General features: G+C 39.0%; 27 protein-coding genes and 1 riboswitch. Of the genes, 5 read left to right on the top strand and 22 right to left on the bottom strand.

Annotated features, from left to right (window positions below; all coding sequences use genetic code 11):
• Positions 1-53 precede the first annotated feature (53 nt).
• Both ABMQ40_RS10910 and ABMQ40_RS10905 read right to left on the bottom strand, forming a co-directional pair.
• Positions 54-407, bottom strand: coding sequence for an FEKKY domain-containing protein (locus ABMQ40_RS10910; RefSeq protein WP_370899479.1), 354 nt, complete (start codon positions 405-407; stop codon positions 54-56).
• 46 nt (positions 408-453) lie between these two features.
• A complete protein-coding gene (locus tag ABMQ40_RS10905; RefSeq protein WP_370899477.1) occupies positions 454-1,080 on the bottom strand; it encodes a class I SAM-dependent methyltransferase in 627 nt (208 codons plus the stop codon).
• Between the two features lie 205 nt (positions 1,081-1,285).
• Between ABMQ40_RS10905 and ABMQ40_RS10900 the strand changes: the two genes are divergently transcribed.
• Positions 1,286-1,498, top strand: a complete 213-nt coding sequence (locus ABMQ40_RS10900) for a hypothetical protein (protein WP_370899476.1) — start codon at positions 1,286-1,288, stop codon at positions 1,496-1,498.
• A 55-nt stretch (positions 1,499-1,553) separates the two neighbouring features.
• Here ABMQ40_RS10900 and ABMQ40_RS10895 read toward each other — a convergent pair whose 3' ends face one another.
• The 17 genes from ABMQ40_RS10895 to ABMQ40_RS10815 all read right to left on the bottom strand — a co-directional run bounded on the left by ABMQ40_RS10895 (position 1,554) and on the right by ABMQ40_RS10815 (position 18,781).
• Entirely contained in the window at positions 1,554-2,846 is a 1,293-nt protein-coding gene (locus ABMQ40_RS10895) for an MFS transporter (protein ID WP_370899474.1), read from the bottom strand.
• An 80-nt stretch (positions 2,847-2,926) separates the two neighbouring features.
• Positions 2,927-3,682 (bottom strand): DUF3575 domain-containing protein, encoded by a 756-nt coding sequence (locus ABMQ40_RS10890; protein WP_370899472.1) that lies wholly within the window; start codon positions 3,680-3,682, stop codon positions 2,927-2,929.
• A 275-nt stretch (positions 3,683-3,957) separates the two neighbouring features.
• On the bottom strand, positions 3,958-4,608 hold the full coding sequence (gene ribB / locus ABMQ40_RS10885) for a 3,4-dihydroxy-2-butanone-4-phosphate synthase (protein WP_370899470.1): 651 nt from the start codon (positions 4,606-4,608) through the stop codon (positions 3,958-3,960).
• A gap of 91 nt (positions 4,609-4,699) precedes the next feature.
• A riboswitch (FMN riboswitch) is annotated at positions 4,700-4,825 on the bottom strand.
• A gap of 213 nt (positions 4,826-5,038) precedes the next feature.
• A complete protein-coding gene (locus tag ABMQ40_RS10880) occupies positions 5,039-6,337 on the bottom strand; it encodes an Ig-like domain-containing domain (RefSeq protein ID WP_370899468.1) in 1,299 nt (432 codons plus the stop codon).
• A gap of 107 nt (positions 6,338-6,444) precedes the next feature.
• Positions 6,445-7,692: an RNA polymerase sigma factor gene (locus ABMQ40_RS10875; RefSeq protein ID WP_370899466.1), complete on the bottom strand. Its 1,248-nt coding sequence runs from the start codon at positions 7,690-7,692 to the stop codon at positions 6,445-6,447.
• A 15-nt stretch (positions 7,693-7,707) separates the two neighbouring features.
• Complete coding sequence (locus ABMQ40_RS10870; RefSeq protein ID WP_370899464.1) at positions 7,708-8,055, bottom strand: YciI family protein; 348 nt, start codon at positions 8,053-8,055, stop codon at positions 7,708-7,710.
• A gap of 53 nt (positions 8,056-8,108) precedes the next feature.
• Entirely contained in the window at positions 8,109-8,864 is a 756-nt protein-coding gene (locus ABMQ40_RS10865; RefSeq protein WP_370899462.1) for an SDR family oxidoreductase, read from the bottom strand.
• A 67-nt stretch (positions 8,865-8,931) separates the two neighbouring features.
• Positions 8,932-9,291: a DUF2200 domain-containing protein gene (locus tag ABMQ40_RS10860; protein ID WP_370899460.1), complete on the bottom strand. Its 360-nt coding sequence runs from the start codon at positions 9,289-9,291 to the stop codon at positions 8,932-8,934.
• 5 nt (positions 9,292-9,296) lie between these two features.
• Positions 9,297-9,842: a dihydrofolate reductase family protein gene (locus ABMQ40_RS10855; RefSeq protein ID WP_370899458.1), complete on the bottom strand. Its 546-nt coding sequence runs from the start codon at positions 9,840-9,842 to the stop codon at positions 9,297-9,299.
• Positions 9,843-9,914: 72 nt separating this feature from the next.
• On the bottom strand, positions 9,915-10,433 hold the full coding sequence (locus tag ABMQ40_RS10850) for a DinB family protein (RefSeq protein ID WP_370899456.1): 519 nt from the start codon (positions 10,431-10,433) through the stop codon (positions 9,915-9,917).
• A 439-nt stretch (positions 10,434-10,872) separates the two neighbouring features.
• Positions 10,873-12,129: a hypothetical protein gene (locus ABMQ40_RS10845; protein ID WP_370899454.1), complete on the bottom strand. Its 1,257-nt coding sequence runs from the start codon at positions 12,127-12,129 to the stop codon at positions 10,873-10,875.
• 211 nt (positions 12,130-12,340) lie between these two features.
• The gene (gene groL, locus ABMQ40_RS10840) at positions 12,341-13,966 is read right to left on the bottom strand and encodes a chaperonin GroEL (protein WP_370899452.1); all 1,626 of its coding nucleotides are present in this window, start codon (positions 13,964-13,966) and stop codon (positions 12,341-12,343) included.
• Positions 13,967-14,018: 52 nt separating this feature from the next.
• Positions 14,019-14,378: a four helix bundle protein gene (locus ABMQ40_RS10835; RefSeq protein WP_370899450.1), complete on the bottom strand. Its 360-nt coding sequence runs from the start codon at positions 14,376-14,378 to the stop codon at positions 14,019-14,021.
• A gap of 34 nt (positions 14,379-14,412) precedes the next feature.
• On the bottom strand, positions 14,413-14,691 hold the full coding sequence (groES, locus tag ABMQ40_RS10830) for a co-chaperone GroES (protein ID WP_370899448.1): 279 nt from the start codon (positions 14,689-14,691) through the stop codon (positions 14,413-14,415).
• Positions 14,692-14,842: 151 nt separating this feature from the next.
• Entirely contained in the window at positions 14,843-15,709 is an 867-nt protein-coding gene (locus ABMQ40_RS10825; protein WP_370899446.1) for a hypothetical protein, read from the bottom strand.
• Positions 15,710-15,755: 46 nt separating this feature from the next.
• Positions 15,756-18,134, bottom strand: coding sequence for a M1 family metallopeptidase (locus tag ABMQ40_RS10820; protein WP_370899444.1), 2,379 nt, complete (start codon positions 18,132-18,134; stop codon positions 15,756-15,758).
• 68 nt (positions 18,135-18,202) lie between these two features.
• A complete protein-coding gene (locus ABMQ40_RS10815) occupies positions 18,203-18,781 on the bottom strand; it encodes a HupE/UreJ family protein (RefSeq protein ID WP_370899442.1) in 579 nt (192 codons plus the stop codon).
• Between the two features lie 68 nt (positions 18,782-18,849).
• On the opposite strand from ABMQ40_RS10815, the gene ABMQ40_RS10810 reads away from it, so the two are divergent.
• Complete coding sequence (locus ABMQ40_RS10810) at positions 18,850-19,350, top strand: DUF6702 family protein (RefSeq protein WP_370899440.1); 501 nt, start codon at positions 18,850-18,852, stop codon at positions 19,348-19,350.
• 81 nt (positions 19,351-19,431) lie between these two features.
• Positions 19,432-20,373, top strand: coding sequence for a phosphatase PAP2 family protein (locus ABMQ40_RS10805; RefSeq protein ID WP_370899438.1), 942 nt, complete (start codon positions 19,432-19,434; stop codon positions 20,371-20,373).
• Positions 20,374-20,398: 25 nt separating this feature from the next.
• Here ABMQ40_RS10805 and ABMQ40_RS10800 read toward each other — a convergent pair whose 3' ends face one another.
• Together ABMQ40_RS10800 and radA are read right to left on the bottom strand one after the other, a co-directional pair.
• Complete coding sequence (locus ABMQ40_RS10800; protein ID WP_370899436.1) at positions 20,399-20,992, bottom strand: acyl carrier protein phosphodiesterase; 594 nt, start codon at positions 20,990-20,992, stop codon at positions 20,399-20,401.
• 94 nt (positions 20,993-21,086) lie between these two features.
• Positions 21,087-22,436, bottom strand: a complete 1,350-nt coding sequence (radA, locus tag ABMQ40_RS10795) for a DNA repair protein RadA (protein WP_370899434.1) — start codon at positions 22,434-22,436, stop codon at positions 21,087-21,089.
• A 59-nt stretch (positions 22,437-22,495) separates the two neighbouring features.
• Between radA and ABMQ40_RS10790 the strand changes: the two genes are divergently transcribed.
• Together ABMQ40_RS10790 and ABMQ40_RS10785 are read left to right on the top strand one after the other, a co-directional pair.
• Positions 22,496-22,906, top strand: coding sequence for a hypothetical protein (locus tag ABMQ40_RS10790; protein ID WP_370899432.1), 411 nt, complete (start codon positions 22,496-22,498; stop codon positions 22,904-22,906).
• Between the two features lie 72 nt (positions 22,907-22,978).
• On the top strand, positions 22,979-23,545 hold the full coding sequence (locus ABMQ40_RS10785) for a YceI family protein (protein WP_370899430.1): 567 nt from the start codon (positions 22,979-22,981) through the stop codon (positions 23,543-23,545).
• A 469-nt stretch (positions 23,546-24,014) separates the two neighbouring features.
• On the opposite strand, the gene ABMQ40_RS10780 is transcribed toward ABMQ40_RS10785, so the two are convergent.
• Positions 24,015-24,143 carry an NTF2 fold immunity protein gene (locus ABMQ40_RS10780; protein WP_370899428.1) on the bottom strand — a complete coding sequence of 43 codons (129 nt, stop codon included), beginning with the start codon at positions 24,141-24,143 and terminating at the stop codon, positions 24,015-24,017.
• Positions 24,144-24,727 lie beyond the last annotated feature (584 nt).

Raw genomic sequence — 24,727 nt, 5'->3', positions numbered from 1 at the left:
AGATGCTTTTAATTAAAGTTAGAAGCATCTTTTTATTTTGACTCTTAAAGCACCTATATTCCATAAGGCAGAAATCCCAGATCTTCTTTCCAGATTTCACCATATTTTTCCGTTAAATACCTGGCCACAGCCTTATTGTTCTCCTGTGCGAGTTTTGAAAGGAACGGGCTTATGACACAATTCTGGTAAACAACCTGTATTCCGTACTTCTCCATGAAGCTCTCATAATTCCGGGACATTATGCCGAACTGTACAAAGCGCACGGGCTTTTTGTCCTTCATCAACAGCTCTATATTATCATGCTCACTAATGTAGCCTTCCATTCTGATTTCATTGCTTTTCTGGGCAAAGATTGATGCAAAAGAAGATAAGGATAAGAGCAGGATAAATAATTTCAGGGTTCTCATTGTTATTTTATCTATAAGATGATCAAATATGGATGAGGTTAAATATTTAAGATCGATCCTCCTTCTTTTTAAAGCTGCAGAATATAAAATTCTGAAAAGTGCCGAAAGGGGTTTTATGGTCTTCGGTTCTGCATTGCAGCTTTTCAAACCGGTTTCCGAATCGTGCGGCTATGGAATCTTCATCATATTGGGTGATTTCAAGTCCGCTGCATTTTGCGGGGCCGTTTTTGGAAAAAGTTCCTAAAATCATAAAGCTGCTTATGCTTTTTTCTGCAATGTCAACGTATCTCGATATGTGCTCTTCAGCGGTCAGGAAATGAAATGCGGCCCTGTCATGCCAGAGATCATAAGTTTCATCAGGCTCAAAGTCGGTTATATCCGAAACAATCCAATTAACTTTTTCAGCTTTATTCCCTAATCTTTTCTTGGCTTTTTCCAGTGCCCCGGAAGAAATATCCAGTACCGTAATATTTTGGAATCCTTCTTCCAGCAAAAAATCCACAAGAAGACTGTCTCCGCCTCCGATATCTATAATTCTGGCTTCTTTTCCCAGCCCTAATGAGGTGATGAAGGAGAGTGAGGTTTCAGGCTTTTCCTGTGTCCAGCTTACCTGGTCTGGATTTTTGGTCTCGTACACGGTTTCCCAATGTTCCTTTCGGTTTATATCGGTCATTCTTATTTCTATTTGTTAATAATTATTTAATAACTATATCAATAGGTATAGTTTTTGCATTAAGTTCAAATTAAATAAAAAAAAGTATATTAACCCAATGTTAATATCAGAAAATTTACTAATTTTAGTAAAAATTTAGACAGATCCCTAAAAATATAAAGGGTATATAATGAAGGTTGATAATTTTTAAATTAAATTCAAATAGATGAATAATATACAAGATGAATTCCAAGTCTTCAAGGAAGAACTAAGAAAGTTGAATATTGAAGTACAGAAAGTTGTGAAAGTAGGAAACGGGAGTATGGATTTCCATGAGGTATTCTATAAATCCCCGAGGTATCAGGAAGTGAAAAGCGTATATGTCCAGCGTCATAATCTGGACAATATCCTTGAAAAATTCAAGCAGGCTTACAATTAAAATAAACTTCGCGCCACAGGGAACCTGTGGCGCGAAGTTTTTAGCTAGTAACAGTTTAATCTTTATTCATGGCTGACGCTTTTCTCGTATCCTTCATTGTGGCGTAAACCACCAGTGAGAAAAATATACAGGCTGTAATATACCAGTAGAAATAATATTCCACATCGGCTTTTTTAAACCAAAGGGCAATATATTCAGCGGTACCGCCAAAAACAGCAACGGTGAGGGCATAAGGCAGGCCTACACCCAGGGCTCTTACTTCAGCCGGAAAAAGTTCTGCTTTTACCACAGCATTGATGGAAGTATACCCGCTTACAATGATTAAGGCAGCCATAATCAGAAAGAAAGCCGTTTTCATTGAAGTGGTTGTGCTCAGCGCAGTAAGAAGCGGAACTGTGAATAATGTTCCCAGAATCCCGAATGCCAGTAACAGTGGCCTCCTTCCGATTCTGTCAGACAATGCACCGAAAACCGGCTGCAGGCAGGCAAATATAAATAGTGAAATAAAAGAGACCAGGGTTGATTGCTCCTTAGTAAGATGTACGGTATTCACTAAAAATTTTTGCATATAGGTGGTATAGGTATAAAATGCCAGGGTTCCCCCTAAGGTGAGCCCTACTACCGTAAGCAGAGCCCTGGGATGTTTAAGAAGCTCTTTAATGGTCCCTTTTTTCTTTTCGTTCAGCTCTTTTTTATTTTCAAAAGCTTCGGTCTCGTGGAGGTTTGATCTTAAATACAATGCAATGACGGAAAGCATTGCCCCGATCACAAACGGGATTCTCCATCCCCAGCTTTCAAGCTGGCTTTCAGTTAACAATAATTTCTGTAAAACCAGCTGGATTCCCAAAGCGATCAGCTGTCCACCGATCAGGGTTACATACTGAAAACTCGAATAAAAGCCTCTTCTGTCTTTCGTAGCCATTTCGCTGAGGTAGGTGGCGGAAACACCATATTCCCCGCCGACGCTTAATCCCTGAAGCAATCTCGCCACCAATAGCAGTAACGGAGCAAAAACTCCAATAGCCTGATAGGTGGGGGTGAGTGCAATCAGTAAGGAACCCAGTGACATCAATAGAACAGAAAGTGTCATTGCCCTTTTTCGTCCAATCTTATCGGCAATACTTCCGAATAGCCATCCTCCGACCGGACGCATCAGAAAGCCAACGGCAAATATCCCCGCAGTATTCAGCAGCTGCGCGGTAAGATCCGAATCCGGAAAAAACGAATGAGAAAAGTAAATGGAGAATGCGGCATATGCATACCAGTCATACCATTCTACCAGGTTTCCTATTGAGCCGCCGATAATGGCCTTAATCCTTTGGGCAGTAGTAATCTTCGATGATTTCATGCCGGAAAGATATTAAAATTTCAGATTTATATACAATATGGCTGAGAATTTGGCTGAGCCATGATAAATCATCAGTATTATTAAAACCTGTATCCCAGGGACAGGCCGCTTCTGAATCCGAGCCAGGGACCATTCACCCGTATTCTTGCTCCGTTGGGATTGGTCTCTACCGAATAGTTAACGAATGGAAGATCCAGATTTTCAATTTCCCGTTTAAGCTGGGCCTGCATATCCGGTGTAAGCACATAGTCACTGGACATTGTAAAATCGCCCCTGCCGCTTCCGTAATGAGCTCCCGCTATCCATACATCCAAAACAAGACTCCGGCTATGGGTCAGGAAAAACTGTGCACCCACCATAAGCCCGCCACTGTTGCCATTTACACTTCCGAAACCTTTAAGGGGAACAGAATAAGTGTTCCCGTCTGGTGCGTCATAATCATAATAAAAATCAAAAGTATTGGAGGTTACTTTGGAATACCGGTAATATGGAGCGAAGTAAAATCCTTTTCCATAACCCTGCCCGACATAAAAACGGGGTTCTATCGTGAAATTGAACGTTTTTATCCTCAGATTCTGGAAGATTTTTTCATCTTCATCATTTAAAAACGAATTGATGAACGGCACTTTTCCTTCAGGTATTGCTCCGAAGCCCATGTTAACGGAAAACCACTGGTTGAAGGCCCTCTCATAGGTCAGATTGATATTTCTGAACGCATAGGCTGTCATATTGGTTTTTACAATATTCAGCTTTTGGGGTGAAGCATCCGGGATCTCCTCCTGGGAATATGCTTCGAGGAAAAAAAAGCAAGGCAGAATAGTAAGAAGCTTTTTCATAACTATAAATTTCATTAGATATTTAGTGATAGTGGTATGAAAGCAAAAGCAAAAACCGGGCAGAAGCATGAGTAAGTGGGTTAAAGATAATACTGATACAGAAAGTCGGCTAATGGATCATTATAAAATCTCAAATGTAAAAGTAGTTTGCGGATAAAGCTGTGATTTTCAAAATGTAAACCGGATACGGTGCCGTTCCGGTTGTACTTCCTGATGAGATCAATAAGAATAACCCGCCGGTTTATTGGCGGGTTTTGTGCGTTAAATCCTGTTTTTTAATTCTGGTGTATCATCATTTTACGATAAGAATGAATATCTTCAATGGTGACAACACTCATTTCCTTTTTAACGGCAAAATCAACAATTTCAGGAAGTCTTGCCATAGAGCCATCCTCATTGGTCAACTCACAAAGCACGGCCTCTTCTCCAAGCCGGGCAAGTTTTATCAGGTCCACACTGCCTTCAGTATGTCCGCGTCTTTCAAAAACGCCATTTTTTCTGGCAACGAGGGGAAAAACATGACCCGGGCTTGCAATATGTTCAGGCAGCACGTCTTTAGCAATGGCGGTCTTAATTGTGGTTACACGGTCTTTTGCTGAAACCCCGGAAGAAACTCCTTCCCTGGCCTCGATGGAAATGGTGAATGCCGTTTGATTTTTACTGTTGTTGGTTTCTACCATAGGCCGGAGATTGAGCAGGCTGCTTTTTTCCTCGGAAATGCACAGGCAGACGATACCGCTGCATTCACGGATTAAAAGAGCCATGTCCTGTTCTGTGATCGTAGAAGCGGGAAAGATGATGTCTCCTTCATTTTCACGGTTTTCATCATCTACCAGAAGGATACCTTTTCCCTGTTGTAATTTCAGAAGTGCGTTTTCTACACGTTCTTTAGGACTGAGTCCGAATTGTTCTAATAATGTTTCCATGTGTATTTACTTTAAAAAGTTAAATAGCTCTTCGGTACATGGAAATGAAATGCAACACGGTAAGCCTGTTGAATAGCTTACTGGTTGCTTCATTTTTCTTCTCCCATCCAGACTGTAACTGTCGGTTCCGGAATTCCACCGGATCAGTCCCTTCACATGAAAGGAGTCGCGGACTATAACCGCCGGTAGGGAATTTCACCCTGCCCCGAAGAAAACTTATACTAAGTTTATTGTATGTTTTAAGTTAAAATTTTTATTTCATAAATAAGTATTTAACGCACAGGCGCAAATTTCGGAAGTTTTCCGGAATAAAGAAAGGCTTTTTAACATTTTAACAATGGATCAATAAAATCGTCCCTGTGATGCAGCCGCCAAAGTCAGTGTGCTGATCAACTATATTTCAGGTAATGAAGAAATTTATTCCAGGAATCTAGCGGCTGTTGACCGAAGTTTGAAAGCTGATTAAAAAAGGCTGCAAAGGCAGATCATTTCTGTCCCTGAAATTTTCAGTAGCAACGGACTGGTACTGGGTGCCAGGCTCCAAAGCTACTTCAAAGGAGAAAGCTTTACCGTCCTCTGAGAACCCGATAACCTTCTGCACCTTAAGAGCGTTTTTTTCACCCGGAGGCCCGTAATCAAATCCCCGTGTGTTTTTATCCATCGGCTGGGAAAATAGAAGAGTAATAATTTTTGTTCCGGGGCTTACGTTTCTGCTTTCATTTTTAAACTGCCGGATTCCGATTACTTTTGGTCTTAATCTTTCAAATTCTTCTTTATATACGGATAAAGGCCGACTGAAATATTTGCTTCTGTCCACAAATGCAACCAGATCATCTTCATTGTTGTAATCCAGCTCAATCATTTCTTTAACAGCCAATTTTTTATCGGTCGATCCTTCATAATATTTTTTACAGATCGCATATCCCACAAAATATCCCAGATCACGCATGCCAAACTGATTGTCCGTATTATTCCAGATCCAGTTGCTGATATAAGGAGAAAACATTTCCTTTTCATATGCTGATCTTATCCTTTCTTCATGTTTATATCCAAAATATATTTGTGGATTTGGGGATTTTTTATCCAGAGCAATTTCCGCTAAAAATTCTGCAACGCCTTCGATCATGGTCTGTGCCAGTAATGAATGGCCTGAGCTGGCTTTTTGCTGGGTGTGTATATACTCATGGGTATTCAGAAATACGATGTCCTTAATAGGTTCCGTATCAAAATAACTTCTCAGATGAGGATATTTCCGGTCAAACTCATTGGTTACAACCGTTTTATCAGCCAGGGCTACCTCGCTTCCGATCAGCAGCATGCCGTCTATTGTTGTCCCGCCGGTCCTTAAAATTCCGATTTCAAAATAGGTATTAACGGGTTTCAGATTTGGGTATAAATTTTTCAGCTTTTTTATTCCTTCCCGGATCTGCTCTGAAAACTGGTCAGATTTTAAGGTGTTTTTCCTGATTGATTTCCAGAATTCGGGATAGTGGGTGATGGCATAGACATATTCTTCGGCGGAATATTTTCGGGCTTTCATGATCCCGTGCAGGCCGGGAGTTCCTTTGTTGATGTACAGGGTCTTGATCAGGTTCAGGTGTTTGGACGAATCTTTTTCGGCAATTATCTGATCATAAGCATTCCAGAAATTGTGAAGGTCATCAGTAATTATTTGTTGGCCGAACATGGCGGAGGGTATTGCGGCCAACAATATAAAGATTGTTTTCATAGAATGTTTTATAAATAAACAGTTTAAAGGCTGAAAACATTACATGTTCCCGTAAAAAGAAGGTTAGACGGATTGTAATTCATCCGGATAAAAATCCTGGTTTTTCGTTACCTGTTATTGATCTTTGCATTGAGGCCATCGATATATTTTTTCAATGTTCCGGAGGCAGGTCCTGAACCGGAGAGCCGCAATGCTTCTTCAAAATTTTGTTTCGCCTTCACATCATTGACATCGGTATAAAGATGTCCCAAAAGCGAGTAATAAAAAGGATTGTCAGTGAGATTCAATTTCTCGGCCTCAGAAATGGCGGCGGATTTTCCTCTTACCTTGGCAAAGGCAAATGTCCGGTTAAGTGCAGCGATGGGAGAGTACTCGATCTGTAAAAGCTGGTTGTACAATTGCAGGATATTTTGCCATTTTTCTTCCGTGTCCTTTTTCCGGGTGTGCCAGTAGGCGATGCCCGCCTCAAGGTGGAATTTTGTCAGGTAGCTTCCGGAAGCGCTCTGATTTAAATATTTAATGCCTTTTTCTATCAGGACCTGATCCCATAATGCATCATCCTGCTCTTCATATAAAATGCTTTCACCCCTTTCATTGAATCTGGCATTGAACCGGGAAGAATGAAAATACATCAGCGACAGCAAAGCGTTGGTAGCCGGAATATTGGTCGTTTTATTTTCAAGAAGTGACAGGGTGAGCCTTATGGCTTCGTGGCAGAGGTCCTTTCTGAGAATGGTATTCTGAGAGGTGGAATAATATCCCTCTGAGAAAAGCAGATACAGGGTAGTAAGTACGGTTTCCAAACCTGAATGGATTTGCAGGACGGACGGCTGCTCTATTTTTATGCCTTCGGTTTTTAATTTTTCTTTTGCACGTTGCAGCCTTTTATAGACCACCTCTTTGCTGACGAGAAAAGCATCCGCTATTTCCTGCGTTCCGAATCCGCAAAGGAGATTGAGGGCCAGAGATATCTGGGATTCTTTTGAAATGGCAGGATTACAGATCGTGAACATCATTGCCAACTGGCTGTCTGCAATATTTTTATGGGAAAGATCTATCTCAAATTCTTCCGAATTGACTGAGGTATATTTGATCTCGGTGGAAATTTTCTGTTGAAATAAAGTATCCCTCTTCAGGTGATTCCTGGTTTTGTTTTTGGCTACGGTATACAGCCATGCCGTAGGGTTCTCCGGAATCCCGCTGATGCTCCAGGACTCTGTGGCGGTGAGGAAGGTATCGCTTACAATGTCCTCAGCGGTCTCAATATGGTCGATACCGAAAGTGGAACAGAGTACGGCAACAATCTTCCGGTACTCTGTTCTGAATAGGTTAGGAATTAATGCCTGTTCGTGCATGGTGACATCGAACGGTTATTGAGCCGGTGGAATGGCCATTCTTACTTCTACCGTTGCCCCCCATTGCAGGATCGGGCAGCCTTTTGCAATTTCTACCGCCTCATCATAATCTTTGGCTCTGATGATGAACATTCCGCCGATAGATTCCTTGATTTCGGCATAAGGCCCATTGGTTACGGTATCATTTTTAACCACTCTTCCGCCAAGATCCCATCTTTTAGGAGGTGCTACCAGCTTGTTTTGTGCCGCAATGCTTCCCAGCCAGTCCTGGAATGGCTGAATGGATGCCTGCATCTGTTCCGGTGAAGGAGAAGCGTCTTTGTTGATAATATCCCGGTGTATTGCAATTAAAAATTCATTCATGATTTTTTGATTTTAAAATTAATAATATTGAGTTTATATAAATTGAATAAGCTTTATTTTTGATTGTCAGGGTTTGAAATCCAGTCGTCATAATGGATGGTACCTAATTTTGCATCGTTCCCGGGAACTAAAGTCGTATCATTCAAAGGAGCGCCAAAGTAAGTTGCATCAGGATCTGAAACCACTTCATCAGAATTTTTCATGATGGTAGCGTATTTCTTAACCAGATCAGATAGTTTGATTTTATCAGGACCACCAATTTCTATGATGGTATTTTTCGGTTCACCGAGAGTTACCTGTGTCATTGCTTTTACAACGTCGTCTGAAGCAATAGGCTGGATTAATGCCGGGGAAACTAAAATTTTATGGTCAACCGTGCTTGAGTGAACAATCCCTCCAACAAATTCGAAAAACTGGGTAGAATGTACAATTGTATAGGGAATCCCCGCATTTCTGATAATGTCTTCCTGTACCTGCTTTGCCCTGAAATAGCCGCTTTTCTGCAAACGTCCGGTTCCTACAACCGATAAGGCGATGTGATGATTGACACCTGCTTTTTTCTCTGCAGCCATTAAGTTCTCCCCTGAAGTTTTGAAAAAGTTCATTACATCATCGTCTGCAAAGGAAGGGGAATTGGCAACGTCTACAACAACATCTGTATTTTCTAAAGCCTGATCCAGGCCTTCTCCTGTAAGCGTATTCACACCTGAGTTAGGGGAAGCCGCCAAAACCTCATGTCCTAAACTCCTGAGGCTATTGACAAGCTTGCTTCCGATAAGGCCTGTACCACCGATTACCGTGATTTTCATTGTATATGATTTTAAGGTTTTATACCTTAATGACAATCGGTTTTTTAAAATTGGACAAAAACAAAAATTATTTTCTTAGTATTTTATCCATAGGCTTTCCTTTTGCCAATTCATCGATCAGTTTGTCCAGGTATCTGATGTTTCTCATCAGCTCATCCTCGATCTCTTCTACACGGTAGCCACAAATTACTCCTTTTATCAATGAAGTATTCGGGTTGATCTGAGGAGCCTGCTCGAAAAATGTTTTAAAATCAGTTTTATTTTCTAATATTTCCTGCAATTTTTTTTCATCATAACCTGTTAACCAGAAAATAATTTCATGTACCTCCTCCTTCGTACGGCCTTTCTTTTCCGCTTTTTCAATATAATGCGGATAAACGCCGGCAAAAGACATTTTATAAACTCTTTCAAAATTTTTATTTTGCATACTTTTTATTTTTCAGGTTCATAAATCAATTGTACTACTCCCGATCTGAAAACATTGGTTTTTAGTAATTTTAAGTGTAACCGGCTTTTTAGGTCTTCAAATAACGGTTTCCCGTTTCCTAAAGCAATCGGATGAACAGAAATTCTGTACACATCGATCAAATTTAGTTGGATAAAGGTTTTGATCAGGCTTGCGCCGCCGTATAGCCAAATGTCCTTACCGCCTTGTTTTTTGATTTCCGAAACTTTTTCAGCAATATCAGCATTGATGAAAGTTGCATTTTGATCTTCTCTGTCCCGGCTTGAAAATACAAACTTTTTCTTTGAATGAACAGCTTCCCAAAGCCTGATCTCTTCAGGGCTTGCATTTGCATCAGGCTGATAGTTTCCCCACGAATCATAGCTTACCCGTCCATAAAATATGGTATCGATGCCTGAAAGAAAACCATCAAAATCCATATCATCATCCATGATGCACCAATCTATTTCCCCGTTCGGCCCTTCTATAAAACCGTCTAAAGTAGTGGCAAGATCCAGAATTATTTTTTTCATACAGTTTGATTATAGTTGTGAGTTTATAAGTTATGAGTTATGAATTTTCATCTATCAATATTATAATTATATTCATGAGTTGACAGGGACATCCGCATCTTTATAGATATTCCAGAAATTATAGTCCGTCATTGGGGCATCGGTTATTCCGACATTTCTCCCCATGGTTACAATCTGCCCCCGGTGATAAATTCCGTGCATAATGATATGCTGGATGTATTCATATTTGGAAAAATCACACTGAAACCATGGTGATTCTATTTTCACGTTTTTTGCTAAATCTTCTTCAGACAGGCCTTCAACATATTTCATAAGCTTTTCCGAATTGCTTTTTATTCCGGAGAAAATTTCATCTTTGGTTGTTTTTGATGAAATTTTTTTAAAATCAAACTCATCATTTTCTGCAATATGGCTCCACCAATATTCCTGCGTCTGCCAGATATGATGTAAGGTTTTCAGGATTGTCGGAAAGCTTGAAATGACTTCCTGATTAAGCTGTTCATCGGACTTGGTGGAAAGCCAGCCGATATATTTGTTGACCACCCAGTTGTTGTATTGAACGGTGTGGATGATGAGGTTTTTTAAATTCATGATGTTAATATTTTATTTAATGATTGGGGGTATAAAAATAAATAAAATATTAAGCGGATTTGTATAAGGTAGAAAATTCTTAAGCAGTTTTCATATTAATTACAATGGATTGAATTTCGAATAAAAGGGCTGAAAAATTTAGAAAAGAAGGATTAAGCTATCAGAGTTAACTCAAAAATGTAATGTAGGTCATAGTGATATTAGTAAGATTGAATAAAGAGAAGTTGATAAGAATTTCAACAATACTGGAAGTAGCTAAAGGCTTAGAGGTTCATCCTCAGGAATTATTTGATTTTGAAATAGATGAGAAACTCTAGATTTGTCTTAACTAGAATAAAAAATAAGCTCGGAGGTCTGTAGACTTCGGAGCTTATTTTAAGAGGATTATTTTTAGTTTATTACCTAATTTTACACAGTTTGGTAAAAAAGTTTTGAGATTTTAATTTATACCTAATTCTTGAATAAGTTCTTCTTTATTCTGATCAGATAACCAAATTATAAAACCTTTATCAACGATACTAAGCTTCAAATTACTATTATCATAATCTATAATTATTGGAATAGTATTTTTCTTAACTTGTAACGAAGCAATCGATTTCAAAGCTTGTGTTAAATTCCCAGGATTTAATAATTGTTTTCTTGGGTGTTCATTTTGTAAAAGAGTGTTGATTTCACTTCTTTTCAAGCCATTTTCAAGCTTTTCAATATCGGCTTTTAATATTGCATACATGATCCATTTATGCATTTCAAGTTCTGTAACTTGAAATCCTTCTGATATGTTCGTAATGAGATTATAGTATCTGCCTGAATGTTGTGATATTACTTTTGATAATAAAATATCCAAATCCTTACAATCAAGTATTTGAACAGAGTCTGTTTGTTCTATTAATTTATTCACTAAACATAATTCATAACAAACTTCTTGAACAATATAGACATTATTCAAACTTTTTTCTATTAAATGTTTTTTTGCTTCATCGGGAATTTGTATATTTAATAATGATTCTCCGGCACTAATTAATTCCTCAAGATTTTCATCTGTCCATTCGTCTGCATTTACAGATTTAATTCTACCAGATAAATCTCCATTTAATGCTATTAATCTATTTTCTTCTAACCAGACGCCAACTATAATAAATGTTAGGTCAGAGTTTTCATGAAATGCTTTTAATTCAATTGCAAAATCAACTTGAGTTTCGTCTTTTAAATAGTGAAAATCTTCTATAACGATATACTTTTGAAAATCTAGACTTTTTAAAGCATCAATAATATCATTTACGTCTTCTGGATCTAATTCAAGTGGCTTATACTCCTTTTCATTACCTTTTTCTCCCTCCGCTTCACTTTCAAAATCGGCTTTACCGAATAAATTCCAACCGAAACCAACTTTTACCTTTGCCTTTCCATTTATTGTTTTTCTTTCGGAAACTTGAACTGTAAAACCAGCTTGTTTTAGAATAGTAATATTTAAATTATACAAGTCCATTTTATTATCACAATGAACTGTAATATAATCTTTGTCATCTAGGTTTCTTTTTCGGAGACATGTTTTTCCTTGTTTTGAACTTCCGAATATAACGACATGATGTCTTCTATCTAAAGAGTCTATAAATACTTTGTCAGCTTCTCTTTCTATATAATTCAATGGGATGTCTCTTTGTATCCCAAATACATCCTTGGTTAAAAATTTATCCATACTTATAATGAAATTACTGATTTATATTAAGTGAAAAATGAATTATAAAACTAATATTCCATTTTTGCTAACTTACAAAAAAAGTAAGAAATTGAAAAATAATAATAGGTTTACGTTAATAAGATTTTCTCTTTTTCAACAGTGAATAAAACCAAAAAACCGCCCTATAAAATAGAGCGGTTAGTATATTATTTGCCTCGGTCGCTGACTGTTACATCATTCCTGGCATTCCACCACCCATTGGCATGGCTGGCTCGTCTTTTTTCACTTCAGTGATCACACATTCAGTGGTTAGAAGCATTCCTGCCACAGAAGCTGCATTTTCAAGGGCAACTCTTGTTACTTTAGTTGGGTCAATGATACCTGCTTCAAGCATGTTTACGTACTCGTCAGTTTTAGCGTTGTATCCGAAGTCTCCGTTTCCTTCCGCTACTTTAGCAACGATTACGGAACCTTCACCACCTGCGTTGGCAACGATTTGTCTTAATGGCTCTTCGATTGCTCTCTTCACGATCTTGATACCTGTAGTTTCGTCAGCGTTAGTTCCTGAAAGGTTATCTAATGAAGAGATGGCTCTTACTAAAGCCACACCACCACCGGCTACGATACCTTCCTCTACGGCTGCTCTTGTAGCATGTAATGCATCATCCACTCTGTCTTTTTTCTCTTTCATTTCCACTTCAGACGCGGCACCTACATAAAGTACGGCAACCCCTCCGGCTAATTTAGCCAATCTTTCCTGAAGTTTTTCTCTGTCATAGTCAGACGTTGTCGTTTCCATCTGAGCTTTGATCTGAGCTACTCTGCCTTTGATCTTGCTGTCGTCACCACCACCGTTCACGATCGTAGTGTTATCCTTATCGATAGTTACTTTTTCAGCAGTACCAAGCATGTCTAAAGAGATGTTTTCCATCGTGAAACCTTGCTCTTCAGAGATCACCTGTCCGCCTGTAAGGATCGCGATATCTTCTAACATTGCTTTTCTTCTGTCTCCGAATCCAGGAGCTTTTACCGCAGCAATTTTAAGAGAACCTCTTAATTTGTTTACCACTAAAGTAGCCAAAGCTTCACCTTCAACTTCTTCAGAAATGATTAATAAAGATTTACCACCTTGTGCAATTGGCTCAAGAACCGGTAACAATTCTTTCATGGAAGAGATCTTCTTCTCTACTAAAAGGATATATGGGTTTTCAAGCTCAGCTAACATTTTCTCTGGGTTAGTCACGAAATAAGGTGACTGATATCCTCTGTCGAACTGCATCCCTTCTACAACATCTACCGTTGTATCAGTACCTTTAGCCTCTTCTACAGTGATTACTCCTTCTTTACCCACTTTTCCGAAAGCTTCAGCGATTAAAGAACCGATAGTATCGTCGTTGTTTGCAGAGATAGAAGCTACCTGCTTGATTTTTTCTGAAGAATCTCCCACTTCCTGAGACTGGGATTTAAGGTTTTCAACCACTGTAGCTACAGCTTTGTCGATCCCTCTTTTAAGATCCATAGGGTTAGCACCTGCCGCTACGTTCTTAAGTCCTTCTCTTACGATGGCCTGTGCCAGAACAGTAGCGGTAGTAGTACCGTCTCCCGCAATATCATTGGTTTTGGAAGCCACCTCTTTTACCATTTGAGCTCCCATATTTTCCACCTTATCTTCAAGTTCGATCTCTTTCGCTACTGAAACACCGTCTTTAGTAACGTGAGGAGCACCGAAAGATTTTTCAATAACTACATTTCTACCTTTAGGTCCTAAAGTTACCTTTACTGCATTCGCCAATGCATCAACACCTCTTTTTAAAGCGTCTCTTGACTCGATATCGAATTTTATTTCTTTTGCCATAATGTTTAGCTTTAAGCTTTAGGCTGTAAGCGATAAGCTTTTCCTAAAGCGGTTAATTATTATTTAATAATTTTTTTCTAAGTTGTATAAGTTTTTGTCTGGTTAAATTCAGTTTTGTATTAAGCTCTAATATTTGGTTTTCAGAAGTGAACCCTAAATCGCAGGAAAGTAAAAGTAAATATTCAGTTTCATTTGCTGAACCTATACTTATTTCTATAAATCTTGCAAATTCTTTATCTGTTGATCTTCCGCAACCTTCGGCAATGTTGGTAGGAATGGAGACCGATGCTCTTCTTATTTGAGATGTCAGACCAAAAAGTTCAGACTTTGGAAAGTTTTCAGAAATAATATATATTTCTTTTACAAGTTCATGAGCAATTTTCCAGGTGTCATACTTTTTATAATCTCTCATTGCCTATAGCTTGTCGCTTAATGCTTACTGCTTTTTATCCAATGATTCCCAATAAATCAGACTCTTTTACGATTAAGTAATCTTTACCTTCCAATTTCAATTCGGAACCGGAATATTTTCCGTAAAGAACCTTGTCACCTACCTTAACCGTTGTAGGCTCATCTTTTTTGCCTGGGCCTACTGCTACTACTGTACCTTCCTGTGGTTTTTCCTTAGCCGTGTCCGGGATAATAATACCTGAAGCTGTTTTAGTTTCTGCAGCAATAGGTTCTACAAGAACTCTGTCTGCTAATGGTTTAAAGTTTACTGACATAATATATTTATTTTTTAATTATTTCTGCGTTGGAATTCTCTAATTGTGTGCCAAGAGACCGAAAGGAAATTTTTGGCAGAATTTTATTTTTGATTGTGAAAATTTGGCAGAAAAAAAGTCACTCCATTCTGCGGGGTGACTTGTTAAGCTTTTATTTACAGGACTGCTGATAATCATCAATCAGCTTTTTGTACATCTTTGTGTATAATTCTGTTCTGTATTTCATATTGATTCTTGAAGCTTCCGCACCTTTTTTTCCTTTAATTAATGCTTTTCTTTCAATATCCGATTCTTTTTTATTTTCTTTAAAGGTTTTATTGGAGAAGTATTCATTTTGCCTTGCTTCATCCACTTTTTTCAAAAACTCCGGACAGTCAGCTCCTACAATTTCGTAAGCTTTATAGAACTTTTTGTACAGTGTTTTCATATTCAGCAAAGCTAAAGGACTGAGCGAGCTGTAATCTACCGGTGCAACGGCAAAAGTGTCGTTTGGTTTGCTTAAATAAATCATAACATAGGTCAGCTGGCAGTTGTCTTCATTTCCATTAAATCCTGATGAAAAGTTATCCCCGAAATCTGCCTTACACATCATACTTCTGTAGCCATAGAGATTGATCAGCCCTTTCTCCATCAGAGGCAGCATTAATATTTTTCCTTCCGGCTCCATCTCCAGATCATTATTTATTTCTTTAACGAGCCGTTTGTCTAATTGGAATGTTTCCTGTGTATCTTCATTGGTATAAATAAGGCTTTTAATATCTGAAACAGGAATTAATTGTACTTCAGTATCGCTTTTTGCCGATTTGAATTTTACTTCCTTTCTGTCTAAATTGGCATTTTTCAAACTTTTTCCTAAGAATTGAAAAGTAGCAACATCCGGAAGCATAAAATCCTGTGCAAAACCTTTCTTAACACTTCCGTCTTCCATAAGAATTTCAATGGGTAAAAAATCTCTTTTCCCGGTATAGAATTGTAAAGACTGGGCAAAAAACAAGTTGGCTGATCCTATGAACAGCAATAAAAATGTGATTCTTTTTATGTTTAGTTATTATTGATAGATCATGTTATTTTTTTCCTGCGGCCTGCATCGGGTTGACTCTTCCGTTTGATCCGCCTCTCACATTTTTCTCCTGTTTTTGTTTGAATAATTGGAATTTTGAGTTTTCAGCACTGGTTCCGTCATTACTCCAGAAATTATTGGATGTGTCAATATCTGCTGTTTCCCTCATCGGATCCAGCTGAACGGATTTCAATTTTTTATCAAAATAGTACGTTTTTGAGACCTTCTGTTCATTATGCCTCCAGATCTGTGCAGAAGACTTGTCATGTAGCTTCGTTCCGTCCTCAAAGGTAAATTCCAGAATAATCGGCATGACCAATCCTCCTTTGTTAACGAAATCGATCTGATAGCCTGTAATGTTTTTGAATTTTTCCTTATCCTTATTATCCAACGGCAGGGTGCCCTCGGTTTTGAAAGTATAATCCTTATTGTTGTCGACTTTTTCCTGGCCTCTGTCATAACGATAATAGAAATCCTGAACCTCTTTATCATTATCTACATAAAAAGTAATGTTCTTATCCTCCCTGTTTCTGATCTTTGAAATGTCTTCAAAACCATTTTGCAGGGGTTTGTCAATCTTATACCTGATATCCTTCGCTTCTCTTGGAGTGGTATTCAGGTCCGGGGTTGCAATAGTTACCTTATCAATGGCTATATCTACCGGATCTGTCCCGTAAAACCAGCCTCTCCAGAACCAGTCTAAATCTTCACCGCTTGCATCTTCCATTGTTCTGAAGAAATCAGCAGGCTCAGGGTGCTTGAAAGCCCATCTTTTCGCATAGGTTTTAAACGCCTTATCGAACAGCTCCCTTCCCATAATGGTTTCACGAAGGATATTCAAACCTGTGGCCGGCTTTGAGTAGGCATTCGGACCAAACTGAATAATATTCTCAGAGTTGCTCATGATTGGTTCCAGCTGATCTTTCGGAAGCTTCATATAGTCAACAATTGTCCATGCCGGACCACGTTTTGACGGGAATTTATTGTCCCATCTTTCTTCAGTAAGATACTCCACGAATGTATTCAGGCCTTCGTCCATCCAGGACCATTGTCTTTCATCCGAGTTGATGATCATCGGGAAGAAATTATGGCCAACCTCATGGATTATCACCCCGATCATTCCATTTTTCGTGCCTTCTGAATAGGTTCCGTCTTTCTCAGTACGCCCGAAATTAAAGCAGATCATAGGATATTCCATCCCGTTGGCAGCCTCTACGGATTGTGCTACGGGGTATGGATAGGGAATGGTAAATTCTGAATAGGTTTTTATGGTATGGGCAACGGCTTTTGTAGAGAATTTCCTGTACAGCCCGTAAGCTTCTTTCGGATAAAAGCTCATGGCCATTACCTTATTGTTATTTTCAGGAATTAAAACATTCATTCCGTCCCAGACGAATTTTCTTGAAGATGTCCAGGCAAAATCCCTTACATCACGGGCTTCAAATACCCATGTTTTTCTTTGTTTTGAACGGTTTTTTTCTGCTTTTTTGGCCTCATCCAAGGTCACGATCTCTACAGGTTCACCGGCGCTCTGCGCTTTCCGGTACCTTGTCAACTGGTCTGAAGATAAAACCTGCTCATAGTTTTTACATTCTCCGGTTGCGCCTACGATATGATCGGCGGGAACATTCATGGAAACTTTGAAGTTGCCGAAAACCAGGGCAAATTCGCCTCTTCCTGTAAACTGATGATTCTGCCATCCGTGAAAATCACTGTAGACGCACATTCTCGGGTACCATTGGGTCATGGTATAAAGGTCGTTTCCGTCTTCAGGAAAGTTTTCATAGCCGCCACGGCCACCCATTTTTATTCTGTTCGGGATATTGTAGTTCCAGTCTATTTTAAAAACTAGTTTTTCTCCTTTTTTCAGGGCTTTCGGCAGATCAATACGCATCATCGTCTTGTTTACCGTATATTTCAAAGAATTGCCGGCAGCATCGGTCACTTTTTCAAGATTTACGCCATATCCATTATCCTTTACGGGTAATTCTGTAGTTTTTAGTTGCTGGTCGTTGGCTTCATTCGGAAGGGTAGAAGAGTATGGAAAATCGGCTTTCTTTATACTTGACTGCTGATTCTCATCCAGCTGTAGCCATATGTAATCCAGGTCATCAGGTGAATTATTGTAGTAGGTAATGGTTTCAGAACCTCTTAAATTTCTTTTGTCTTCATCAAGATAGGCAGAAATCTCATAGTCGGCCCTGTTCTGCCAATAGCCCTGTCCCGGGGCTCCGGAGGCTGTCCTGTAAATATTGGGGGTAGGGAGGATAGTTCCTAATTGTTCAAATTTATTCCCATGATTGCTTCCGGGGTTGTTCTGTATATTCTGAGCAGATATTCCTACATATGCGAATACGGAAAGTACGATGACTTTTAGTTTCATAGCCGAAAATTGTTTAAGAATCTGTAAATATAATGATAAATAGTTGGAAAGTTGAAAATGTTCAGGTCTTAGAAAGGAATTCTTTCCAATGCCATTTTCAGGGATAACGCAAAAACTCCCGAAGACACAAAGAGGCTCCAGTCTTTTTTGTTGATCCTGAATAGCCTGAGCAAGATGAACAATAATATTAAAATAGCGATGACAAAAGCAATCTGCCCCAGCTCCAAACCGATGTTAAAACCCAAAAGCGGGACGGCAATGCTCTGGTTTCCGGCAATCATTACTCTGGCTGTATTGGCAAACCCCATCCCGTGGATGAGGCCAAAAAAGAGAGCAAGATAGTAGTTTACCTTCATCAGGCTCTGTTTTTTGTTTTTCATTAAAATATTATCCAGTGCGGTAAGCACTATGGTTAATGGAATGAGAAATTCTACCCATTTTGATGATACCCTGACGATATTCAGAACACTAAGGGCCAGGGTAATGGAGTGGCCCACCGTAAAGGCAGTTACCAATATCAGTACCTTCTTCAGGTCATTATACGAATACACGGCGATTAAGGCCAGAACAAAAAGCTGATGGTCCAGGGCGTCCAAAGAAATAATATGCTCCCAGCCCAGCTTTAAATAGAATAAAAAGTCCTGCATTATAAGTAAAATATAGAGCTTACGAAAATAATGATTAATTTCGGAACAAAATTTTAATTTCAGGATATATGAAGAATTTGTGGTTGTTTCTTCTTCCGGTTGTTTTATCATTCTCTTTTACCGAAATAAAGCATCCTTATCATGTAGGTTCTGTGGAAATACATTATAATACCCAATCAGGGACCTTTGAAATCACAGGTCGTTTTTTTCTGGATGATCTTGAAAACGGGCTCAATAAAAAGTATGGAAAACCTTTTCATTTCAACGACCCTAAATATCAGCCACAGCTTAATGAAGCCTTAAAAGCGTACAGTGCAGAATATTTTAAGCTTAAAACCAATAATAGATTTTTAAAGGTTAACTATCTTGGGTATGAAGAGGACCATGAATCGGTAAATGTTTTTTTTGAATCCGAGCGGGTGGATAATCCGAGGAAAGTGGAGGCGGCGGTGAGCTTTTTATATAATTTATTTGATGATCAGATCAATATTGTCCATATTATAGTGAACGGAGAAAGGAAAAGCAGGAAACTGAGCTATCCTGACCGTTATTTATATCAAAATTTCTGATTGTTTAAAGAGCAGCCAATTTAGTATTTTTGCAGTTTATTTTCTGAGGATATGAAAGAAAGGATAAGAAAAACAATCACTGTGTTAAGTACAGTGTTTTCAGCAATAGTATATGCCCAGCAGGACAGTATTGCTACAGATCAGGCCGAGGATAGCCTTAGCATAGTAAAACAGGAAATATTACCTCTGCCTTCGGAAGAAGATTCCGTTTCACAGGATAGTCTTGGGGCAAGGCATCATAAAAAAAATAGAATCTGGAACGACTTCAAATATGATATTGTTACTATGGCTGGGGGTTTCGGAAATGCTTTTGCCCGCCCTTTCTCTTGGGGTAAGACAGATTATCTGAGGGTAGGGGCCACCGTTGCCGGTGTGGGGCTTATTTATCTTGTGGATGAAGATGCCAGCCGCTTTTTTATCCGAAACCGGGAAGATGTGCCTAATTTTTTCAGAAAATTCGGGTGGTATTTCGGCAGCCCTCAGATCAATTACGGTATTACGGGAGCTGTTTATATGACCGGGCTTTTGACCCATAATGAAAAGTTAAGGAGAACAGGGGTATTAATGATTACGGCAGCCAGTGCTACCGGGGCCATTCAGCAGATATCAAAATCGTTAACCGGAAGGGCAAGGCCCGGAACCGGATTAGGGAAACATTATTTCAAGCCCTTCGGAGGAACGGCTGAATACAGATCTTTTCCATCAGGCCATACCGTGCTTGCGGTAACCACTACCTATGCTTTATCCAAACAGTTCAAAAGTCCTTGGATAAAAGGCGGTATTTTAGCCGCGGGAGCTATTGTTCCTGTATCCCGATTGCTTGAAGGTGCCCACTGGCTTACAGATGTCACCCTGAGTGCTGTAATGAGTATAGCCATAGTGGAAGGAATCGATAAGTTCCTTAAAAGAAAAGAGAAATATGAAGAAGACAGGAAGTACAATATTGAGCAGGAGCTGAAAAGAAAAGTTACCTGGAACATTAATGCCGGCCCTTTTGGGATAGGTGTTTCAGGGAGTTTTTAGATAGCCGCCACGAGGGTCGGCAGAACTAATTTTCCAGCTGTAAAAGGGCGTTTATCCCTGCTGCATGAGCCATTAAATCGGGGAAGAAATCATCATAGCATTGCCGGAGTATATTTTTATGCTGGAGAAACACTTCAAAAACAGGAATGTCTTTGTCCAGGTGTCTGGCCTTGTAAAGAACATTTTTCATGCTGAACTTTATTCCCCGCTCTTCACGGTAATTGTAAAGCCAGTCTTCCTCTTCCATTTTCTCAAGCATCCTTTTGAAATTGTCGGGAAGCCATTGCTCATTTGCATGAAGGACCTTATATACCCTTTGTGAGTGTTCCTTCCATTCGGAGGGAGAATTTAGACTAAGATCATTGGCAACAAAATAATCCATGCTTACATCTACAAAAGCGCCGGCATATAGTCTTACCAGCGGGCTGAAAACTTTTTTTGCCTCATGGATGGCCGGATGGGAATCTGTAAAAGTGTCGATAGCCCTGTGCAGGGTAATTCCATCCTGGATATCTTTCGGGAAGGAAAACCGGTCCCTGTTCCGGATAAAATCTTCCAGAAACTGGCCTACAATCTGTCCGTCCGAAAAAGTAAGGAATGAATGAGCAAGATAATTCATCAGGTAATAAAGTTTAAAGTTAATGAATTATAAGATATAACCCACATAGGCTGTTTCAAATTGACTGTGTGGCTCATATTATAATTCACCATTCTCAAAATATCCTTTCGTGAAAATCTTCGATTTTGCTCACTTCCTCAATTTTTATCGCAAATTTTCTTCTGGAGATTTTATTAAGGTTTGAAATGAAAATCTTTTCATAGCCAAGTTTTTCGGCCTCTGAAATTCTCTGCTCTATCTGTGCTACAGGACGTATTTCCCCGCTCAGGCCTATTTCTCCCGCGAAGCAATAATGTTCGGAAATGGCTATGTCTTCATTGGAAGAAAGGATGGAGGCTACCACAGCCAGGTCCAGGGCAGGATCGTCTGTTTTTATGCCGCCGGTGATGTTCAGGAACACATCTTTGGCCCCAAGCTGAAATCCGGCCCGTTTCTCCAGGACCGCCAGAAGCATGTTCAGCCTCTTGGCATCAAAGCCGGTAGAGCTCCTCTGCGGGGTTCCGTAAACGGCAGTGCTCACCAATGCCTGGATTTCCAGCAACATCGGGCGGTTTCCTTCCAGTGTCACGGCAACGGAATTTCCTGAAAGTTCTTCAAATTTTTTGGTGATCAGGATCTCGGAAGGGTTTTTGATCTCTTTCAATCCCTGGGAAACCATTTCATAGATCCCGATCTCGGATGTGGATCCGAAACGGTTCTTATTGGCCCTCAACAGCCTGAAAAGGTGGTTCCGGTCACCATCGAAATTCAGAACGACATCCACCATATGCTCCAGTACTTTTGGCCCTGCTATCTGCCCGTCTTTGGTGATGTGGCCAACGAGAAAAACGGGTGTATTGTTTTCTTTGGCGTATTTGATGATCTCGTTGGAGCATTCCCGGATCTGAGAAACCGTTCCGGGAGAGCTTTCAATGAGCTGGGATTGTAAGGTTTGAATTGAATCAATGATGATAAAATCGGGATCCAGATTTTTGGCTTCATGCAGGATCTTTTCCAAAGATGTTTCGGTATAAAGGAAACAGTTCGGATTTTGGACATCGGTCAACCGGTCTGCCCTCATTTTGATCTGTGAAGCACTTTCTTCTCCGGAAACGTAAAAGATCTTCTTCTTCATTTTCAGAGCAAGCTGCAAAAGAAGGGTAGATTTGCCAATTCCGGGCTCACCTCCGATTAAGGTGACAGAGCCTAATACTATTCCGCCGCCCAGAACCCTGTTGAGCTCTTCTGAAGGTGTTTTGATACGTGGTTCTTCACTTGTTTCGACCTCGATGATGTTGATAACATGCTGTTTGCTCCTGGAGGAGGGAAAATTTTTATGGGATGGTTTTTCTATGATTTCCTCTACTAAAGTATTCCACTGGCCGCAGTTTTTACACTGCCCCATCCATTGGGAATACTGGGTTCCGCAGTTCTGACAGAAGTATGCTGTTTTAAGTTTTGCCATACTGCGAAGTTCAAAATTTTTTTTGAATTTTTCTTTCGAATTTTAGTTAATTTTCAGCTATGAAAAATATTTTACTGAAAAGCTTAAGCCTGTTTATCATAATGTCATTCCTGAATTTTGTATTCAGCGTGCTGATCTTATCCCTGACAGATGTCTCCGGGGGAAACTTTGGGATGTTTCCGTTCTTTATCCTGATTGAATGTTTAATCATTTCAGTAATAGGGATCATTACCGTACTGATCTTTAAAAAACATTATTCTTCGATAATGAGAGCTGCTGTCTTGTTTGAGATACTGTATGTGTTGGTGCTGATTATTTCCGGAATCAATCCTTTTTTATTTTTTTTCGAAAGAGAAAGTGAGAATCTGTTCAGCTTTTTATTGTATGTAAATTCATTGATTGCTTATCTGATCATTTATCTTTTTGTTACGGTTTATCCAAAAATTATGGCAGCAAGATCAGAAAACTAACATAGATCAACAATTATAAGCTATTCTTGCTTTACCTTTACCTGATAAAATAAATAATTAAAAAAGATCATTATGAAAAAATTCTTCTTAACATTTGTGTTCGCTTTAGTAAGCATTGCCGGGTTTGCACAGACAGGATGGCTGGTGGATCCGATGCATTCGTCTGTTAATTTTAATATTAAGCATATGGGGATCAGCTTTGTGCAGGGGAGATTTGATTCGTTCGAGGGTAAGGTATCCACCCCGGGAGCCAGCCTGGATAATGCGGAATTTGTTTTTACGGTAGACGTTAATTCTATCAACACGGGTGTTGAAATGAGGGATAAGCATTTAAAGAGCGCGGATTTCTTCGATGTGGAAAAGTATCCGTCGATGAAATTTGAGAGTATTTCCTTAACAAAAGAAAAAAACAATACCTATACCCTGAAAGGAAAGCTTACGATTAAGGATGTAACTAAAGAAATCAGCGTTCCGGTGACCTATGGAGGAATAGCAAAAAATCAGGGGAAAGAGGTCCTCGGTTTTCAAACGAAGTTTACGATTAACCGCTTAGATTATCATATTAAGTACGATCCAACAGGTGCAGGTGTAGCCAAAGATGTTGAGGTAAGCTTATATTTTGAATTGATAAAGCAATAGTTCTGATATGAATTAGGTTAAAAGGCTTTCCATGCTGTTGGAGAGCCTTTTTTGTATTGGGAAGATGCATTAAATGGTTTGAAGAAATTTTTTTGGAAGCAGTATCATTGAAATATAAGCACTAGCAGCGGATGGGTTGAGTGATTATTCAGATGAAAGAAGCAAGCTATATAAGGCTCGATGCCTGTATTGGTATGGATTAAAAGAAGCATTCCTTACACGATATAAAATAAAAAACCAACAATGAGTTGGTTTTTTATTATTTAAAGGTTGTATGCTTTTTTACAAAATCAATATCTGTGGGATCTATAACTACTTTTTAATTAGTACGGTTATAAAACAAAGTGGTTTGAGGAGCCTTTATTTTTATTAACGATGTAGTATTTGGAAGCGCGGGACAGCTTATTGTCTTTTATAAAACATATTTATTTTCCGTGCGACACAATTCATAACTTTGTTTGTTTTTATATTAACTTCTGCATAGGGCACACCTCCGTCCTTCAGGCAAAGTACCCTCCACTATCCAAATGCTATCATTTTTCATTCTTGCCACAAAAGGTTTTCTATTGTAAATTTTCTTACCGTAGATTTCAATCATTCATTTTCTGCCAAAGAAATGGCTTTAACTTGCTCGGGATGCTCCTTTTCATTTTATCATCTTTGGAACCGGAGACTTTATGACAACCGAACAAAATAATGGAATTACTATAAATATCGTTTTCATCTAAAATTTATTTATTATAATATTATCGTTTTTAAGGTTGTCATTTGTTGCTTTTATACCCATCCATTTTAGGTTTAATAGGGTCTACCTTAGGTTTTGGCTGATTAGGAAAAGACTCTTTCTTAATATATTCCATAGGCAATACATTATTTTTTCTATCGGGATCTTTAGGACTACTAGGCAAAAGGAGAAAAAGAAAAATTCTGGACGGGTTTATAAAAAGGCATAGAAAAAAAGCCTCGCTTTTTTCGAGGGGTTTTAGATCTTTTTCTTGTAAAAAGTCTTCTTAAATATTATCTAATTTGAGTTATCAATTGATAGACAAAATGCTTACTACAAAAAAATTAAAGACTTCTTTAATAAAATGTAGCTCTATAAAACACAAAAACCACTGCAATTGCAGTGGTTTTTTATTGTTAGCACAAAGTTACAAACTTTGCGGAGTGGATGTTTTTCTA

Origin of the sequence: Chryseobacterium gossypii (assembly GCF_041361455.1) — a bacterium.
GTDB classification, from domain to species: domain Bacteria; phylum Bacteroidota; class Bacteroidia; order Flavobacteriales; family Weeksellaceae; genus Chryseobacterium; species Chryseobacterium gossypii.
Note: the sequence above shows the minus strand (reverse complement) of the source record. Positions and strands in the feature narration are given on the sequence as shown.

What these genes read in the sequence shown, in the direction of transcription:
- ABMQ40_RS10910 (WP_370899479.1), bottom strand. Translation starts at nt 407, where the DNA reads ATGAGAACCCTGAAATTATTTATCCTGCTCTTATCCTTATCTTCTTTT.
- ABMQ40_RS10905 (WP_370899477.1), bottom strand. Translation starts at nt 1,080, where the DNA reads ATGACCGATATAAACCGAAAGGAACATTGGGAAACCGTGTACGAGACC.
- ABMQ40_RS10900 (WP_370899476.1), top strand. Translation starts at nt 1,286, where the DNA reads ATGAATAATATACAAGATGAATTCCAAGTCTTCAAGGAAGAACTAAGA.
- ABMQ40_RS10895 (WP_370899474.1), bottom strand. Translation starts at nt 2,846, where the DNA reads ATGAAATCATCGAAGATTACTACTGCCCAAAGGATTAAGGCCATTATC.
- ABMQ40_RS10890 (WP_370899472.1), bottom strand. Translation starts at nt 3,682, where the DNA reads ATGAAAAAGCTTCTTACTATTCTGCCTTGCTTTTTTTTCCTCGAAGCA.
- ribB (WP_370899470.1), bottom strand. Translation starts at nt 4,608, where the DNA reads ATGGAAACATTATTAGAACAATTCGGACTCAGTCCTAAAGAACGTGTA.
- ABMQ40_RS10880 (WP_370899468.1), bottom strand. Translation starts at nt 6,337, where the DNA reads ATGAAAACAATCTTTATATTGTTGGCCGCAATACCCTCCGCCATGTTC.
- ABMQ40_RS10875 (WP_370899466.1), bottom strand. Translation starts at nt 7,692, where the DNA reads ATGCACGAACAGGCATTAATTCCTAACCTATTCAGAACAGAGTACCGG.
- ABMQ40_RS10870 (WP_370899464.1), bottom strand. Translation starts at nt 8,055, where the DNA reads ATGAATGAATTTTTAATTGCAATACACCGGGATATTATCAACAAAGAC.
- ABMQ40_RS10865 (WP_370899462.1), bottom strand. Translation starts at nt 8,864, where the DNA reads ATGAAAATCACGGTAATCGGTGGTACAGGCCTTATCGGAAGCAAGCTT.
- ABMQ40_RS10860 (WP_370899460.1), bottom strand. Translation starts at nt 9,291, where the DNA reads ATGCAAAATAAAAATTTTGAAAGAGTTTATAAAATGTCTTTTGCCGGC.
- ABMQ40_RS10855 (WP_370899458.1), bottom strand. Translation starts at nt 9,842, where the DNA reads ATGAAAAAAATAATTCTGGATCTTGCCACTACTTTAGACGGTTTTATA.
- ABMQ40_RS10850 (WP_370899456.1), bottom strand. Translation starts at nt 10,433, where the DNA reads ATGAATTTAAAAAACCTCATCATCCACACCGTTCAATACAACAACTGG.
- ABMQ40_RS10845 (WP_370899454.1), bottom strand. Translation starts at nt 12,129, where the DNA reads ATGGATAAATTTTTAACCAAGGATGTATTTGGGATACAAAGAGACATC.
- groL (WP_370899452.1), bottom strand. Translation starts at nt 13,966, where the DNA reads ATGGCAAAAGAAATAAAATTCGATATCGAGTCAAGAGACGCTTTAAAA.
- ABMQ40_RS10835 (WP_370899450.1), bottom strand. Translation starts at nt 14,378, where the DNA reads ATGAGAGATTATAAAAAGTATGACACCTGGAAAATTGCTCATGAACTT.
- groES (WP_370899448.1), bottom strand. Translation starts at nt 14,691, where the DNA reads ATGTCAGTAAACTTTAAACCATTAGCAGACAGAGTTCTTGTAGAACCT.
- ABMQ40_RS10820 (WP_370899444.1), bottom strand. Translation starts at nt 18,134, where the DNA reads ATGAAACTAAAAGTCATCGTACTTTCCGTATTCGCATATGTAGGAATA.
- ABMQ40_RS10815 (WP_370899442.1), bottom strand. Translation starts at nt 18,781, where the DNA reads ATGCAGGACTTTTTATTCTATTTAAAGCTGGGCTGGGAGCATATTATT.
- ABMQ40_RS10810 (WP_370899440.1), top strand. Translation starts at nt 18,850, where the DNA reads ATGAAGAATTTGTGGTTGTTTCTTCTTCCGGTTGTTTTATCATTCTCT.
- ABMQ40_RS10800 (WP_370899436.1), bottom strand. Translation starts at nt 20,992, where the DNA reads ATGAATTATCTTGCTCATTCATTCCTTACTTTTTCGGACGGACAGATT.
- radA (WP_370899434.1), bottom strand. Translation starts at nt 22,436, where the DNA reads ATGGCAAAACTTAAAACAGCATACTTCTGTCAGAACTGCGGAACCCAG.
- ABMQ40_RS10790 (WP_370899432.1), top strand. Translation starts at nt 22,496, where the DNA reads ATGAAAAATATTTTACTGAAAAGCTTAAGCCTGTTTATCATAATGTCA.
- ABMQ40_RS10785 (WP_370899430.1), top strand. Translation starts at nt 22,979, where the DNA reads ATGAAAAAATTCTTCTTAACATTTGTGTTCGCTTTAGTAAGCATTGCC.
- ABMQ40_RS10780 (WP_370899428.1), bottom strand. Translation starts at nt 24,143, where the DNA reads ATGATTGAAATCTACGGTAAGAAAATTTACAATAGAAAACCTTTTGTG.